At 56.2% G+C, this 14,858-nt stretch carries 13 protein-coding genes; 6 read left to right on the top strand and 7 right to left on the bottom strand.

The features are described 5' to 3' along the window. Window position 1: 1 nt before the first annotated feature. Both Q0746_RS11850 and Q0746_RS11845 read right to left on the bottom strand, forming a co-directional pair. Window positions 2-760 carry an amino acid ABC transporter permease gene (locus tag Q0746_RS11850; RefSeq protein ID WP_298260502.1) on the bottom strand — a complete coding sequence of 253 codons (759 nt, stop codon included), beginning with the start codon at window positions 758-760 and terminating at the stop codon, window positions 2-4. A 1-nt stretch (window position 761) separates the two neighbouring features. Continuing rightward, a complete protein-coding gene (locus tag Q0746_RS11845; protein WP_298260500.1) occupies window positions 762-1,502 on the bottom strand; it encodes an amino acid ABC transporter ATP-binding protein in 741 nt (246 codons plus the stop codon). A 152-nt stretch (window positions 1,503-1,654) separates the two neighbouring features. Here Q0746_RS11845 and Q0746_RS11840 point away from each other — a divergent pair, with 152 nt between their 5' ends. Further along, window positions 1,655-2,377 (top strand): transporter substrate-binding domain-containing protein, encoded by a 723-nt coding sequence (locus Q0746_RS11840; protein ID WP_298261263.1) that lies wholly within the window; start codon window positions 1,655-1,657, stop codon window positions 2,375-2,377. Between the two features lie 130 nt (window positions 2,378-2,507). Here Q0746_RS11840 and gph read toward each other — a convergent pair whose 3' ends face one another. The 4 genes from gph to Q0746_RS11820 form a co-directional block, all read right to left on the bottom strand. Continuing rightward, window positions 2,508-3,152: a phosphoglycolate phosphatase gene (gene gph, locus Q0746_RS11835; RefSeq protein WP_298260498.1), complete on the bottom strand. Its 645-nt coding sequence runs from the start codon at window positions 3,150-3,152 to the stop codon at window positions 2,508-2,510. Between the two features lie 90 nt (window positions 3,153-3,242). Continuing rightward, entirely contained in the window at window positions 3,243-4,619 is a 1,377-nt protein-coding gene (locus Q0746_RS11830) for a TRAP transporter large permease (RefSeq protein WP_298260496.1), read from the bottom strand. Between the two features lie 3 nt (window positions 4,620-4,622). Beyond that, window positions 4,623-5,300, bottom strand: a complete 678-nt coding sequence (locus Q0746_RS11825) for a TRAP transporter small permease (RefSeq protein ID WP_298260495.1) — start codon at window positions 5,298-5,300, stop codon at window positions 4,623-4,625. A 78-nt stretch (window positions 5,301-5,378) separates the two neighbouring features. Further along, the gene (locus tag Q0746_RS11820) at window positions 5,379-6,383 is read right to left on the bottom strand and encodes a DctP family TRAP transporter solute-binding subunit (protein ID WP_298260493.1); all 1,005 of its coding nucleotides are present in this window, start codon (window positions 6,381-6,383) and stop codon (window positions 5,379-5,381) included. A gap of 244 nt (window positions 6,384-6,627) precedes the next feature. On the opposite strand from Q0746_RS11820, the gene Q0746_RS11815 reads away from it, so the two are divergent. The 5 genes from Q0746_RS11815 to Q0746_RS11795 all read left to right on the top strand — a co-directional run bounded on the left by Q0746_RS11815 (window position 6,628) and on the right by Q0746_RS11795 (window position 11,943). Beyond that, window positions 6,628-8,382: an ATP-binding protein gene (locus Q0746_RS11815; protein WP_298260491.1), complete on the top strand. Its 1,755-nt coding sequence runs from the start codon at window positions 6,628-6,630 to the stop codon at window positions 8,380-8,382. Then, a complete protein-coding gene (locus Q0746_RS11810; RefSeq protein WP_298260489.1) occupies window positions 8,379-9,617 on the top strand; it encodes a response regulator in 1,239 nt (412 codons plus the stop codon). The genes Q0746_RS11815 and Q0746_RS11810 overlap by 4 nt, the downstream gene beginning before the upstream one ends. A 111-nt stretch (window positions 9,618-9,728) precedes the next feature. Continuing rightward, complete coding sequence (locus Q0746_RS11805) at window positions 9,729-10,433, top strand: ABC transporter permease (RefSeq protein ID WP_298260487.1); 705 nt, start codon at window positions 9,729-9,731, stop codon at window positions 10,431-10,433. Continuing rightward, window positions 10,430-11,140: an ABC transporter ATP-binding protein gene (locus Q0746_RS11800; protein ID WP_363322760.1), complete on the top strand. Its 711-nt coding sequence runs from the start codon at window positions 10,430-10,432 to the stop codon at window positions 11,138-11,140. The genes Q0746_RS11805 and Q0746_RS11800 overlap by 4 nt, the downstream gene beginning before the upstream one ends. Continuing rightward, on the top strand, window positions 11,137-11,943 hold the full coding sequence (locus Q0746_RS11795) for a substrate-binding domain-containing protein (protein ID WP_298260485.1): 807 nt from the start codon (window positions 11,137-11,139) through the stop codon (window positions 11,941-11,943). Before Q0746_RS11800 ends, Q0746_RS11795 begins: the two co-directional genes overlap by 4 nt. A gap of 77 nt (window positions 11,944-12,020) precedes the next feature. Here the strand turns inward: Q0746_RS11795 and gcvP are convergent, their stop codons facing one another. Next, window positions 12,021-14,855, bottom strand: a complete 2,835-nt coding sequence (gene gcvP, locus Q0746_RS11790; protein ID WP_298260483.1) for an aminomethyl-transferring glycine dehydrogenase — start codon at window positions 14,853-14,855, stop codon at window positions 12,021-12,023. Window positions 14,856-14,858: the final 3 nt, after the last annotated feature.

Genomic DNA, 14,858 nt, shown 5'->3' with positions numbered 1-14,858 from the left:
TTCATCCTCTCTCATCCGATCCCATTTTGCGCTCTAGCCAGCGCACAGCTGCGCTAATGATCAGCACCAGCACCAAATACTCGACGATCAGTAGCGAATAGATTTCCAACGGGCGGTACTCCGTTACCACCAGTTCATTGGCGCGGCGGGTCAGCTCCTGCATGCCGATCACCGAGGCGAAGGCTGACATTTTTACGATATAGATAAATTGGTTCGCCAAGGGCGGCAGGATACGTCGAATGGCTTGCGGTAAAATCACGTAGCGCATGGTTTGCAGGTAATTCAAACCCACCGTTTTCGCGGCTTCTGACTGCCCTTTTGCGATGCTTTGTATCCCTGCGCGATATATCTCTGCGGTGAATGCGCTGTCGGATAAAGCAAGGGTAATAATCGCGCCCCAGAAGGGATCAATCTGGATGTTAAGCCCCATTGATTTGAACACAATCGGCAACCCGTAGAAGACCCAAAACAGCATTGGAAGCAGCGGAATCGCGCGGATAACCTCAACGTAGACGCGGTTGATCGCGCGTATGCCGCGATGCTCTGACAAGGCTGGAAGGGCCACCAGCAACCCCAACACGATGGAGATCGATGCTGCGATTACCGACAGCAAAACCGTGGCCCCCATGCCATTGATCAAGAACCTGATGTTGACCCAGCCGGAGGGCGTCATCGGATTGACGACATACCACCCCCATGTGTCCGACGACCCGCAGCTGGACAGCAGCAGCACCCCGAAAAGGAACAGGACCACGCGCATATCAGTGCTGCAAAATTTGCTGAAGAAACGCCTGAGTGCGTTCGGACTTCGGTGCGGAAAAGAAATCTCCAGCGGTGCCGGTTTCAATAATTTCGCCCGCATCCATGAACACCATTTTATCCGCGACCTTTCGGGCAAACCCCATCTCATGGGTGACAACAACCATGGTCATCCCTTCCTCCGCCAGTTCAACGATCACATCCAACACCTCCGAGATCATCTCGGGATCCAGGGCTGATGTTGGCTCGTCGAACAGCATCACTTTTGGTTCCATACACAGGCTTCGCGCGATGGCGACGCGTTGCTGCTGGCCACCTGATAGCTGGCTCGGGCGCTTGAAGGCTTGCTCGGGGATACGCACACGTTCCAAATATTCCATGGCACGCTCTTCCGCTTGCTGACGCGACATTCCGCGTGCCTTCATTGGCCCCAAAACAAGGTTTTCCATGACGCTAAGATGTGGGAACAAATTGAACTGCTGAAAGACCATTCCGACCTCGGACCGGATCGCCTCAAGCGCCGCTGCGCTGCCATCTTGCACCACACCACCGATCTTGATCACGCCTTTTTGATGAGCCTCAAGCCGGTTGATACAGCGCACGACCGTCGATTTCCCCGATCCAGATGGCCCGCAGATAACAACCCGCTCACCGGATTGGACGTTAAGATTAATGCCCTTAAGCACCTGAAAGTCGCCAAACCACTTGTCTACATTGACCATCTCGATCGCATTTTGCGTCACATCCGCGCCCTTCCGGCCAATTCATCATACAGCTTGAGGTTACGGGCCATGTGGCCGAAACTTCAAGCCACGATCACTTTCTCAACACCGGAGACACTCCCGCTATGAAACAATTCGCAAACGCCCTCGTGGCACTGGCCTTTGGCGCAGCCATGAGCACGGCCGCAATCGCCCAATCCGCCTTGAACGAAATACTGGACGGCGGTGTGATGAAAGTCGGTACCACCGGTGACTGGAACCCAATGTCCGTGCGCGACCCCGCCACCAACAGCTATAAAGGGTACGACATCGACATCATGACAGAATTGGCCAAAGACCTTGGCGTCGAGGTCGAATTTGTGCCGACCGACTGGAAAACGCTGGTGAATGGCGTGACCGCAGGCAGCTATCACATGACTGGCTCCGCCTCGATCTCACCTGCGCGCATGAAGGTTGCAGGTTTTTCGGACAGCTACATCGCGGTTGAAATCTTTCCCTTCACCCTGAAGGAAAACGCCGACAAATTTGACGGCTATGACAGCATCAACAAGCCAGAAGTCACCGTTGCCACCACGCTGGGCACGACGTTTGAAAGCTTGGCCAAAGAATGGTTCCCGAACGCAACCATCAAAGTGGTAGAAGCCCCGGCGCGCGGGTATCAAGAAGTGATTGCGGGGCGTGCGGATGTGTTCATCACCTCTAACATTGAAGGCTCCACATTGGACGACAAATTCCCGATCATGCGCGTGAATGGCGCCGAAGCGCGCGCGCCCTCGCCTATTGCGATGCTGCTGCCGCAGGCCGATCAGGTTTGGATCAACTACGTAAACAATTGGATCGAAGTCAAAAAAGCGCGCGGCTTCTTCGATACCGTTGCACAGAAATGGGGCCTCTGAGCAACCTCGACAAAACCGGAGGGACCGCGCGTGTGTTGCGCGGTTCTTCTATCTGATCAGGATCCAGCGCGTTCTAGTGCTCCCATGTTCAGGTCAAAACTTCAGACCAAAACGGCCCACAGCGACCCGATTAAACAGGGTAGAAACGGGCTAAATCTAGTCCTTGCCAGCTATCAAAACATTCCGACGGGGACAGCCCTTCAACCTTTGTCGGTTGGTATCCCCCAGTGTAGAACGCAAAGGCCATGCCAGTGGCGCGCGCGGTGCGAAAATCGGTCACGCTGTCGCCAACATAGAGGCAATCTTCGACGCCAAGCCCAAGGGCGGCGACGGTGTGAAGCAACGGCAAAGGGTCGGGCTTAATCGCCGGAGTACTGTCGCCACCCGTAATTGCCTTGAAGTAGCGCGTCAGGTCCATTTTCTGGCACAGGTCACGCGCCGGTGCTTCGGGTTTGTTGGTGCAGATCGCCATCGGCACGCTTGCCGCATCCAAAGTGTCCCGCACCCCATCAAACAGGCGTGTCAGGGTGGTCAAATCCTGCCCGTAGGCGCGGTTCATCTCGGCGCAATGCGGGGCTAGGTTTTCTGGCACCCCGCCCGTCGCGCGCAAACAGCGCTCGACAGTTTTTTCAATTCCGTTGCCGATGAAGCCAATCACCTGATCCAATGTCACCGGATCACGTCCCGCATGGGCCAACATCACATTTGCCGCCGCGTGAATATCCGGCGCGGAATGAACAAGCGTACCATCTAGGTCAAAAATGATAGCCTTCATGTCAATTCAATCTGAAGTTTCATAACCAGCGCCTGCTCCTTCAACGGGTTTCACGCGCAAGTTATGACTGTTTTTGCAAGGGCTTGCAGCCTAATTCGTAATCAGCTCCGGCCCCATGACCAAGTTCGGCAACCACGTCGAGATGGACGGGATATAGGTCACCATGATCAAGAATACGACAAGGATCATCAAGAACGGCAGCGCCGCGCGAACGACCGCCATCATCGGCATTCCGGCCACCCCAGAGGTCACAAACAGGTTCAAACCTACCGGCGGGGTAATCATCCCGATTTCCATGTTCACCACCATGATGATGCCCAAATGGATGGGGTCGATGCCCAGCTCAATGGCAATCGGGAACACCAGCGGTGCCACGATAACCAACAAACCCGACGGCTCCATGAATTGCCCGCCAATCAGCAAGATCACATTGACGATAACCAAGAACATGACCGGACCGAACCCTGCATCCAGCATGGCGGCGGTGATCTGTTGCGGAATTTTCTCGTCGGTGAGGACGTGTTTCAATATCAGCGCATTGGCGATCACAAACATCAACGTCACGGTCAATTTGCCGGCGTCAAACAAGGTTTGTTGGGTGTCTTTGTGGAAAAACGCCGTCACCAAGGCCTGTGGCTTAGCAAAAAGGGAGACGTTCTTTTCCCCTTCCCGCGTCGCCAGCGGCCCCATGTCGCGGTACACGAAACACGCGATGATCCACGCATATACCGCAGCCACGGCAGCGGCCTCGGTTGGGGTGAACGCCCCGCCGTATATGCCCCCCAAGATGATAACGATCAGAAACAGGCCCCAACCGGCCTCTTTGCCCGTTTCGAAAATACGCGCCCACCCTGCCCATTCGCCCTTTGGCAGGTTTTTAATGCGGGCCATGACGTAGATGCCGACCATCAGCATGAAGCCTGCAAGAAGCCCTGGGATCACACCAGCCAAGAACATCCGCCCAACGGAAACCTCTACGGCAGCAGCGTAGACAACCATCACAATGGAGGGCGGGATCAAGATGCCCAGCGTCCCCGCGTTGCAAATCACCCCTGCTGCGAATTCCTTGGTGTAGCCGACCTGACGCATCGCCGCGATCACGATGGAGCCAATGGCGACCACTGTGGCAGGCGAAGAGCCGGACAAAGCGGCAAACATCATGCAGGCAAACACGGATGCAATCGCCATGCCGCCACGAAGATGCCCCACGCAGGCAATTGAGAAGTTGATGATCCGCCGCGCGACGCCGCCCGTTGACATGAAGCTGGAGGCGAGAATGAAAAACGGGATCGCCAACAAGGTATAATGTCCCGCAAAGGCTTCGAATAAAGTCCCCGCGACAGAGGCAAGCGAGGCGTCCGAGAACCACAGCAAAAACAGCACCGACGAGAAGCCCAAAGAGACCGCAATCGGCACACCGATAAGCATGAAGCCAATGACCATTCCGAAAAGAAGGATGATTTCCATAACTTATTGTTCCTTCAAGTCAGCAGCGAGGCGCTCGGCGGCCTCTTCCACATCGTCCTCGGCCTCATGGCTGACGATGAGCATGTCAATTTTGCCGGTTACAATGGCGAAGAAGGCCTGCACGGATCGCAACAAGAAAAGCGCCATAGACACGGGCAACACAACATAGGGGATGAGGCGTGGAAGCTTTTCGTACTCGTCACCATCGTTGAACAGCCCCTCAATAAACCGCAGCACCTCGGGCACCGGAATGTCGTTGGTTTCGTACCAACCTTTGCCGCGGAACTTTTCCTCAAAGCCTGTTGGGAACCACCGCCCCTCCGTTGCAGGGAGATTGGCGAAATTGGCCCAGTAATCCCATGCGCCCTTCAGCAGCAAAAATGCGAAAGCCATACAAACCACGGCCGCGACGACACCAAGCGCGCGCTTCAATTTCGGCGAAACGACATTCACAATGGCGTCCACGCCAAGATGCGCACCTTTCTTGACCGCATAGGACGCCCCCAGCAACACCAGCCACGCGAACATGAAAACGGTCAACTCCAGCGCCCATAAGATATTAGCGTTAAACACATAACGCGCGATCACATTGGCGAAAGTCAGCAGCGTCATCAGCCCCAGCAACAGGGCGATGAAGATCTCTTCTATACGGTCGATAAACGAGCGCGCGGCCTGTGCCATCTGCCCCTCCCCAATAGTCGCGAAATTAGAAAAGCGCGGCGGACGGATGCCGCCGCGCTCGTGATTGTCGAAGCCGGATTAGGAACCCGTTTCGTTAAACTTTTGAGCCGCAGCGATGTTGTCAGCGCCGACATCGGCTTCAAACTGCGCCCAAACCGGTTTCATGGCATCGACCCAAGCTTGACGTTGCTCGGCGTCCAACTGGCGAATGACGCCACCGGCTGCCAAGATGTTCTCTTTGGCCTTTTCATTGGTCGCAAAGGCCTCGCCATTACGGGCTTCGGTCACTTCGGACAGAATGGTCATGAACTGGTCACGCACATCTGCATCCAAGCTGTCCAGCCAGTCCACAGAGGCCACGACAAGGTAGTCAATAATGCCGTGGTTGGTTTCGGTAACGCCGTCTTGGACTTCGAAGAACTTCTTGCCGAAAATGTTCGACCAAGTGTTTTCCTGACCATCTACAACGCCCTGCTGGAGCGCACCGTAAACCTCCGAGAAGGCCATTTTCTGGGGCGACCCACCGATGGCTTCCATCTGTGCCACCAGCACGTCAGACGGTTGCACGCGGAATTTCAGCCCATTGGCGTCTGTCGGCAAGACGAGGGGCTTGTTTGCGGACATTTGCTTCATGCCATTGTGCCAGAACGCCAACCCTTGAAGGCCGCGCTTTTGCATGGAATCTTTCATGCCTTGGCCTGTTTCGGAGTTTTGGAAACCGTCAACGGCGTTGATGTCTTTGAACATGAACGGCAAGTCAAACAAGCGGAATTGCTTGGTGAATGTCTCAAATTTGGACAGCGAAGGGGCCGCCAATTGAACGTCACCTTGCAACATGGCTTCGAGCACTTTGTCGTCATTATAAAGCGTCGAGTTGCCGAAGACTTCCATGCAGGCTTTGCCATTCATCTCGTCATTGACGCGCTGCTCCAACAAGGATGCAGCCACACCTTTCGGGTGCTTGTCGGTGTTGGTTACATGGCTGAATTTGATAACGACTTCGCCATCGTCACAGGCTGCTGCGGCAACAGATGGAACAAGGGCAACAGAGGCGACGCAGGCCGCTTTCAATAGTGTTTTCATGGTATCCTCCCAATGGATGTTCGATCAAACGGGCTGTCCCGCTGGATTTTCAAACCATGACAAGAAGCCGACAATCGGTGCAAGCGCCCCATGCAAATTTCGAAAAATCTATTTATAACAATAAAGTAACGTCAATCTAGCAAAGTCACCCCTGCAAAAAGTGCGAAAAATCAGACAAAATCACTGACATTTGCACAAAAATTCCGGTATTTCGCACAGACCCTTCTGACGAATCGAAAGTGAAATGAACTCCACCGACAGAAACCGTAGACGCTGGACCTATGTGGTGATTTACCTCGTGATGTCTGTGGCCGCCGTGGGGGCGACTTTCCATGTCACCTTGCGCTCGGAACTGGCCCGATTGTCTCGCACCGGAAGAGTGGTACTGGAGCAATCGTCCGACCGGTTGATTGCCCAGCTAGAGAGCTACCGCGAGATGACCGATCTGATGGCGCGCCACCCACAGGTGTCAGCCCTGATCGAAGGCCGAAGCAGCCGCGCGGTAACGTCGGAATTTCTGCTGCGCACGGCTTTGACTACCGGCGCGAAAGAGCTGCATACATTGGATGCCCAAGGGCGGGTGCTGGCCTCCTCCACTTTAGAAGAAGCACCTCACATCATTGGCACAGATTGGTCTAACCGCGCCGATGTCATCGCCGCCAGAACGCGTCGCATGGGGATTTACCACTCGGCCGATGACCTTGGACAACGCAGCTATTACTTCGCGCGCAGCGTGTTGAATGACACGGGGAACCCGCAAGGCTATGTCGTCGTGAAGGTAAACATGGACGAACTGGAAGCAGAGTGGCGGATCGACGAAACTGTGGTGACCTTCTTTGATACGTCGGGGGTCAGTTTTGTGTCCAACAGGTTGGGTCTGGCGCTGCGTCACGACAGTAAGCTACAGCAGACGCCCTCTGCGTCCTTTGGTTACCCCGAAACGCTGCAAAGCTTCCCGCATCATCAGCTGTCGCGCGCCGGTGGCCATGATATTTGGAACTTTGAAAGCGGATCAGAGATGCCCGAACGTGCATTGATCGCATCCCAAGACGTGCCGTTGATCAACATGACCGCCCGTGCCTTTATTGACACCAACCCCGCCTTCAGCGAGGCCCGCCTGCTTGCCGCATTGGCGGCAGCGGTCTTGTCGTTGTTCGGGATGGGGTTTGCCTTTTTCGCCCAAAGCCGAGATCGCCTAGCAGATCAGCTGCGGGTGGAGGCAGAGGCCAACACCCAACTGGAAGCCCGCGTCGCCAAGCGCAATGCGCAACTTCAACAAGCGCAAGATAACCTCATTCAAGCCAGCAAATTGACGGCTCTTGGTCAAATGTCTGCGGGGATCAGCCATGAGCTGAACCAGCCTTTGTCGGCCATTCAAAACTATACCGCCAATGCAGAGAAACTCATTGAACGCGGGCGCGAACCGGAAGCGCGTGAGAACCTGACGCTCATTGCCGAACAGACCCAACGCATGGACCGGATCATCCACAACCTGCGCGGCTTTGCCCGCAAGGAAACGGAACCCTTGGAGACCGTCAATGTCGCGGACGTTCTTGCGGCGTCACTTGGCTTGGCCGAGCAACGCGCCAAATCGGAGAATGTGGACATAGTTCTTCACTCGGTCCCGCATGCATGGGTCGACGCGGGTCAAATCCGGTTGCAGCAGGTTATTGTAAACTTGCTGTCCAACGCGATGGATGCATTGAGCGACTGCGAAAGCAAAAAGATCACCGTGACCCTCAGCCAACACCGAAAGCAGGTCCAGTTGGTCATCTCTGACACCGGCCCCGGACTGAAGGATATCGAGCGCGCCTTCGAGCCGTTCTATACGACCAAGGACATCGGCGCGTCCAAAGGGCTGGGGTTGGGGCTGTCGATTTCCTACGGGATTGTCGGCAGTTTTGGCGGCTTGCTTAGCGTCGAGAACCTTGATCAAGGCGGTGCGGCCTTCACCATTACCTTGCCTGCGATCGCGACCCATCAGGAGGCCTCGCAATGACCCCTACGCTGCTACTCATTGAGGACGACGCTGCCCTGCGCCGGTCGCTGGCGCAAAGCTTTGAGTTGGAGGACATCACGGTCATTGCGGCCTCCAGCTTCGTGATGGCTAAATCCAACATTTCGCGAGACTTTGAAGGCGTCATATTGTCTGACATCAGAATGCCCGGAAAGGACGGCTTCGACGTCTTGGCGTATACAAGGCAGGTCGATCCGGACCTGCCTGTGGTGCTTTTGACCGGTCAAGCTGATGTCCCCATGGCCGTGCGCGCGATGGCGGAAGGGGCCTATGATTTTCGTCAAAAACCCTGCCCGCCCGACCAGCTTTTGGAAGTTATTACGCGCGCGATGGAGCATCGCCGCCTCGTTCACAAGTCGCGCAATATGGAACGCCAACTGCAGGCCGGCGACCCTGCGGCCACCAATTTCCCTGGAAGTTGTGCAGCCGTTAACCGGCTGCGCAAGGCCCTGCGCCAAGCCGCCAGCTTGCCTGTTCATATCTATCTGCAAGGCCCTGCTGGGGCTGGGAAACGGTTGGCTGCGCACACGATTCACGCGCTCGCCCCTGAAAAACAGCGCTTCATTGCTGTCTCCTTGCGCGATACGCCCCCCGAAGCACTGAGCGCAATCGAGTTGACCTCCCAGCCAACCGACTTGTCGGTGAAATCCCTTGATCTGGCGACCTCTGCACAGCAAACCGCCTTGCTGGAAATGATGGAGCAGTTCCCTAACCTGCGTGTGATTGCCTCCTCGCCCAAAAGCTTGGATCAACTCAGACAAAACGGGTTGCGGGATGACCTGTTCTACGCCCTCGACATGATGCAAGTCACCGTCCCGTCGTTGGCACAAAGGCGCAAAGACCTCGCCACGATTTTCGAAGCCTTGGTGCGCCAAACCATACGCGGGATGAATGGTGACATGCGCGAAATTCCGGAAAGCCTCTATGCGCAGGTCATCGCGCGCGACTGGCCCGACAACCTCCCGGAGCTGCGCAACTTCGCCCGCAGCTTTGCTTTGGGTTTGAACGTGCAAACTGATGCGAACAAGAGCTCCGAACTCAGCCTTGTCGAGCAAATGAACGCATTTGAGAAACTTGTCCTGACCGATACTTTGCGCCGGTTGGGTGGGAAAAGCGCCGCAGTGGCCGAAGCCTTGGGCTTACCGCGCAAGACACTGTACGACAAACTGGCCAAACACGACCTCAAGGCCAAGGATTTTCGCAACGCCCCCCCTTAAAGCGGCAGTGGATTCACCGGCTTTGTCGCAAATACCAATCCTCATGGCGCAAACCGCTACCAACGGAGCTTGCGTTTTTGTGAAACCAGCGAGATATGAGAAAGGCGATGCATGGATAACATATGGGACGGCATCAAAGCCGCCGTTTATCTGCTGGTTACATTTGATCGCGATCTCATGGAGATCACTTTGCGGTCGCTTCAGGTGACCCTAAGCGCGGTAGCCATCTCGTCTTTTGTTGCGCTTCCGTTCGGCGCATGGCTTGCTATTCGCCGGTTCCGGCTGCGACGCGCTGCGATTGCGGTTCTGAATGCCCTTATGGGCCTGCCGCCGGTTGTCGTGGGGTTGGTCGTCTATTTGCTGTTGTCGCGGTCCGGCCCCTTTGGTGTGCTTGATCTTCTGTTTACGCCCGCGGCCATGATTATCGCGCAGGTCATTATCATCACTCCTTTGATTGCCTCTATCGCGCATCAGGCCATTCGCGAACTTTGGGCCGAATATCATGATCTGCTCATCTCGATGAACACCACAAGTGGGCAACGTATTCGCACCTTAATATGGGACGGACGGCGCGCGTTGATTACTGCCGCTTTGGCAGGGTTCGGGCGCGCCATTGGCGAGGTCGGGGCCATCATGATCGTTGGCGGCAACATAGACCACGCCACCCGCGTCTTGACGACCGCCATCGCGTTGGAAACCGGAAAAGGGGATTTTGCCTTGGCCTTGGGTTTGGGCTTTGTGCTGATCTTTTTGTCCTTGCTGGTTAACTTCGCCACACATGCTTTGGGCAGAACCGAGCGGGGGAAATTCTGGTGAGCAGCATCCTGCCTCTGACCCTCTCCAATGCCTACGTCAAGCGTCGAGGCAAAACGCTTATCGGGCCGATTGACCTAAGCATCGAGGCGGCGGAGCTGACGATCATTATTGGCCCCAATGGCGCTGGAAAAACCACGCTGATGCGAGCGATGCACGGGCTGCAACGGTTGACGTCAGGTGTGTTGGAGTTTGCCTGCTCCATCGACGACGCCCGCCAAGCACAGGCCTTCGTGCCCCAAAACCCGATCATGATGCGCCGCTCCTTGCGCAACAATCTGATTTATCCGTTGCAGCTACGGGGCGTTTCCAAGTCCGCAGCCAATGCGCAGGCCGATGATTGGGCCCAGCGCATCAACCTGCGTCACGCGCTGGATCAGTCTGCGCCAAATTTGTCGGGGGGCGAAAAGCAAAAGGTCGCGGTTGCCCGTGCCCTCATTCGTGAACCGGAGTTGGTCTTTCTTGACGAACCCTGCGCCAATCTTGACGGCCATGCCACCCGAGACATTGAGACCATGTTGCTGGCGGAACGCGCGGCGCGGCGCACCATCGTTATGTCCACGCACAACCTTGGGCAGGCCCGCCGTCTGGCCACGCGCGTGATCTTCATGCTGGGCGGATGTGTCCATGAAACCGGTAGGGCCGACGCCTTCTTCGATGCCCCGCAAACCCCCGAAGCCGCCGCATTCCTAACAGGAGACATCGTATGATCCGCCCCGTCTTGCTTGCCGTCTTGGCAACTTTGTTCCTTGCTATCGGTGCCAAGGCCGAAACCATGAAACTCGCGGTCACTACCTCGTTTCACAACTCCGGCCTATCCGACATCCTGCTGCCCGTAATCAAAGAAGACACGGGGCTTGATGTTCAGCTTCTGGTGGTCGGAACAGGGCAGGCTTTGCGCCTCGGAGAGGCGGGCGATGTGGATGCCATTCTTGTCCATTCGCGCGGTGCAGAAGAGACGTTCGTTGAGGCGGGTTTTGGCACCCACCGCCGCGAGATCATGTACAATGATTTCGTTCTTATCGGCCCTAAGTCGAACCCCGCGGGACTTGCAGCACCCGACGGTATCGTCGCGGCACTGGCGCAAATATCTCAGTCAAAGGCAACATTCGTCAGCCGCGATGACGAAAGCGGCACCCATAAGCGGGAGATGTCACTGTGGCGCCGCGCGGGTTTGAACCCCGAGAATTTTGGCCCTTGGTACAACGCCGTTGGAGCAGGCATGGGGGCTGCATTGAATACCGCGTCGGGCCTGTCGGGACACATATTGTCGGACCGTGCGAGTTGGCTAAACTTTGGCAATAAGGCCGACCTCGCAATCCTGTTTGAGGGCGACCCGCTGCTGTTCAACCAATACGCCTATATTCCGATCAACCCGAAGAAACATCCGCATGTGAAGCAGGATCCGGCGGCTCAGTTGGAGAACTGGCTGGTGGGCGACAGGGCTAAGGGTTTGATCAACGCCTATACCATCAACGGTGAAGTGTTGTTCACGTTCAACGCTCATCCCTAACGGCATAGGCGGGCCATTTGGCACTAGCACCGCACAGCCCGCCCCTTTTAGGCGTCAACCAACCTTTGTGACGACGCCTAACTATAGCTGTCCATTGGCGGGCATGTGCAGGTCAGGTTACGGTCCCCCCAAACGTTGTCGACGCGGTTGACCGGCGGCCAGTATTTATCGACCCTGAATGCACCAGGTGGGAAGCAGCCGGTTTCGCGAGAGTAAGGCCGATCCCAATCTTTCACCAAGTCTTCCATTGTGTGTGGCGCATTCTTCAACGCATTGTTTTCCGCGTCCATCTCTCCATTTTCAATGGCCGCAATTTCTGCGCGGATTGCCAGCATCGCATCGCAAAAGCGATCCAACTCGGCCTTGGCTTCAGACTCGGTGGGTTCAATCATCAAGGTGCCAGCCACTGGCCAACTCATCGTGGGCGCATGAAAACCTGCGTCGACCAAGCGCTTTGCGATGTCATCCACCGTGATATTGGCGCTCTCGGCAAAGGGGCGGGTATCGATGATGCATTCATGCGCCACACGACCTGTCGGGCCTTTGTAGAGAACCTCAAACGCCCCCTCCAAACGCTTGGCGATGTAATTGGCATTCAAGATGGCCACGCGCGTTGCCTGTGTCAGCCCTTCGCCCCCCATCATCAGGCAGTAGGCCCAAGAAATCGGCAGTAGCGAGGGGGATCCGAAGGCCGCAGCGGATACCGCGCCCTCTTCGCCGCTGGTCGGGTCAGACGGCAAATGCTTGATCAAGTGGTCCTTCACACCAATTGGCCCCATGCCCGGCCCGCCGCCGCCATGCGGAATGCAGAAGGTTTTGTGCAAGTTCAGGTGGCTCACATCGCCGCCCAAATCTCCGGGACGCGACAGACCGACCATCGCATTCATATTCGCGCCGTCGATGTATACCTGCCCGCCGAAGTCATGCGTGATCTGGCAAATGTCTATCACTGTCTCCTCAAACACGCCGTGGGTCGAGGGGTAGGTGATCATACAGCCCGCCAAATCGTCAGCGTGTTTTTCTGCCTTGGCGCGGAAGTCTTCTATATCGATGTCGCCATTGTCAGCGGATTTCACGGGCACAACCTTCCAGCCAACCATCTGCGCAGAGGCGGGATTTGTCCCATGCGCGGACATCGGGATCAGGCAAATGTTGCGATGCCCCTGACCATTGGCACGGTGGAAGGCCGCAATTGTTAGCAACCCTGCCAACTCGCCCTGCGCGCCGGAATTGGGCTGCATGGAAATCGCATCATACCCAGTAATGTCACATAGCTTCGATGACAGGTCATCGATCATCTCGTGATATCCTGCGGCCTGATCGGCCGGTATATACGGGTGCAAAAGCGAGAATTCGTCCCATGTCACCGGCATCATTTCGGCCGCTGAGTTCAGCTTCATGGTGCAAGACCCAAGAGGAATCATCGCGCGATCAAGGGCAAGGTCACGGTCGGCCAAGCGGCGCATATACCGCATCATCTCTGTCTCGGCGCGGTTCATGTGGAACACCGGATGTGTCAGATAATCCGACGTTCGAAGCAGCGCATCTGGGATGCGGTACTCGGCGGTTAAACCTGTGTCGCGGTCATTGATCCCAAAGGCCCGCCAAACCGCGCGAATGGTCGCGGGGCGCGTGCGCTCGTCTAAGGCGATACCGACCTTGGTCGTCCCGACGCGGCGCAGGTTAATGCCTTCATCCACTGCGGATTTCATCACCGCCTCTTGCAGTGGGCCCACGTCGACGGTGATCGTGTCAAAGTAGCTCTCTGGCTCAATCTTGAAGCCTTTTGCCTCTAGACCGCGCGCCAGTCGCACAGTTTTTCGGTGGATGCGCTGCGCAATTGCCTTCAAGCCCTGCGGCCCATGAAACACGGCATAAAATCCCGCCATCACAGCCAGCAACGCCTGCGCAGTACACACGTTCGAGGTGGCCTTCTCGCGGCGGATGTGCTGCTCTCGGGTTTGCAACGACAGCCGGTAGGCACGGTTGCCGTGGCTGTCAATCGACACCCCGATAATCCGTCCAGGCATGGCGCGTACGTGTTTTTGCTGGGTTGCCATATAGGCGGCATGTGGTCCGCCATAGCCGATAGGCACCCCAAAGCGCTGCGTGCTGCCGACCGCGATATCCGCCCCCATGGCCCCCGGTTCTTTCAGCAAGGTTAGCGCCATTGGGTCTGCCGCAATAATACCGATGGATTTCACCTCATGCAGCGCGGCTATTTCCGTGGTGAAATCGCGCAAATGCCCATGCGTTCCGGGATATTGAAAAATCGCACCATATACTGCGCTGGCATCCAGATCGTCGGGGTTGCCCACGATTACTTCAATTCCCAAAGGAGCCGCGCGGGTTTTCATCACCGCAATGTTCTGAGGGTGGCAGTTTTCATCGATAAAGAAAGCCTTGGACTTCGATTTCGCCACCCGCTGCGCCATGGTCATTGCTTCTGCGCAGGCGGTCGCTTCGTCTAGCAAGGAGGCGTTGGCCATCTCCAACCCAGTCAGGTCCGAGACCATGGTTTGAAAATTCAACAATGCCTCTAGACGCCCTTGGCTAATCTCTGGCTGGTAGGGGGTGTAGGCCGTGTACCATGCTGGATTCTCCAGAATGTTGCGCTGAATTGCTGGGGGCGTCACCGTTCCATGATAGCCCTGCCCGATCAAAGACGTCAGCAACTTGTTCTTGGATGCGACAGCCTTCATGTGATGCAAAAGTTCGCGCTCTGACTTGGGCTTGCCGAATTCCAACGGGTCTTTCTGACGGATTTTACTTGGAAGTGTATCGTCAATCAGCCTGTCTAGGTTTTCCGCCCCCACGACCTGCAACATCGCCTCCATCTCTGCTGGAGAAGGACCAATGTGGCGACGATTGGCGAAGTCGTAGGGCAGGTAGTCTGTGGGGGTGAAGGTCATTGA

The organism is uncultured Litoreibacter sp., from assembly GCF_947487515.1.
Lineage (GTDB): Bacteria > Pseudomonadota > Alphaproteobacteria > Rhodobacterales > Rhodobacteraceae > Litoreibacter.
The sequence above is the reverse complement of the archived record's forward strand: the minus strand, read 5'-3'. Positions and strand labels throughout refer to the sequence as shown.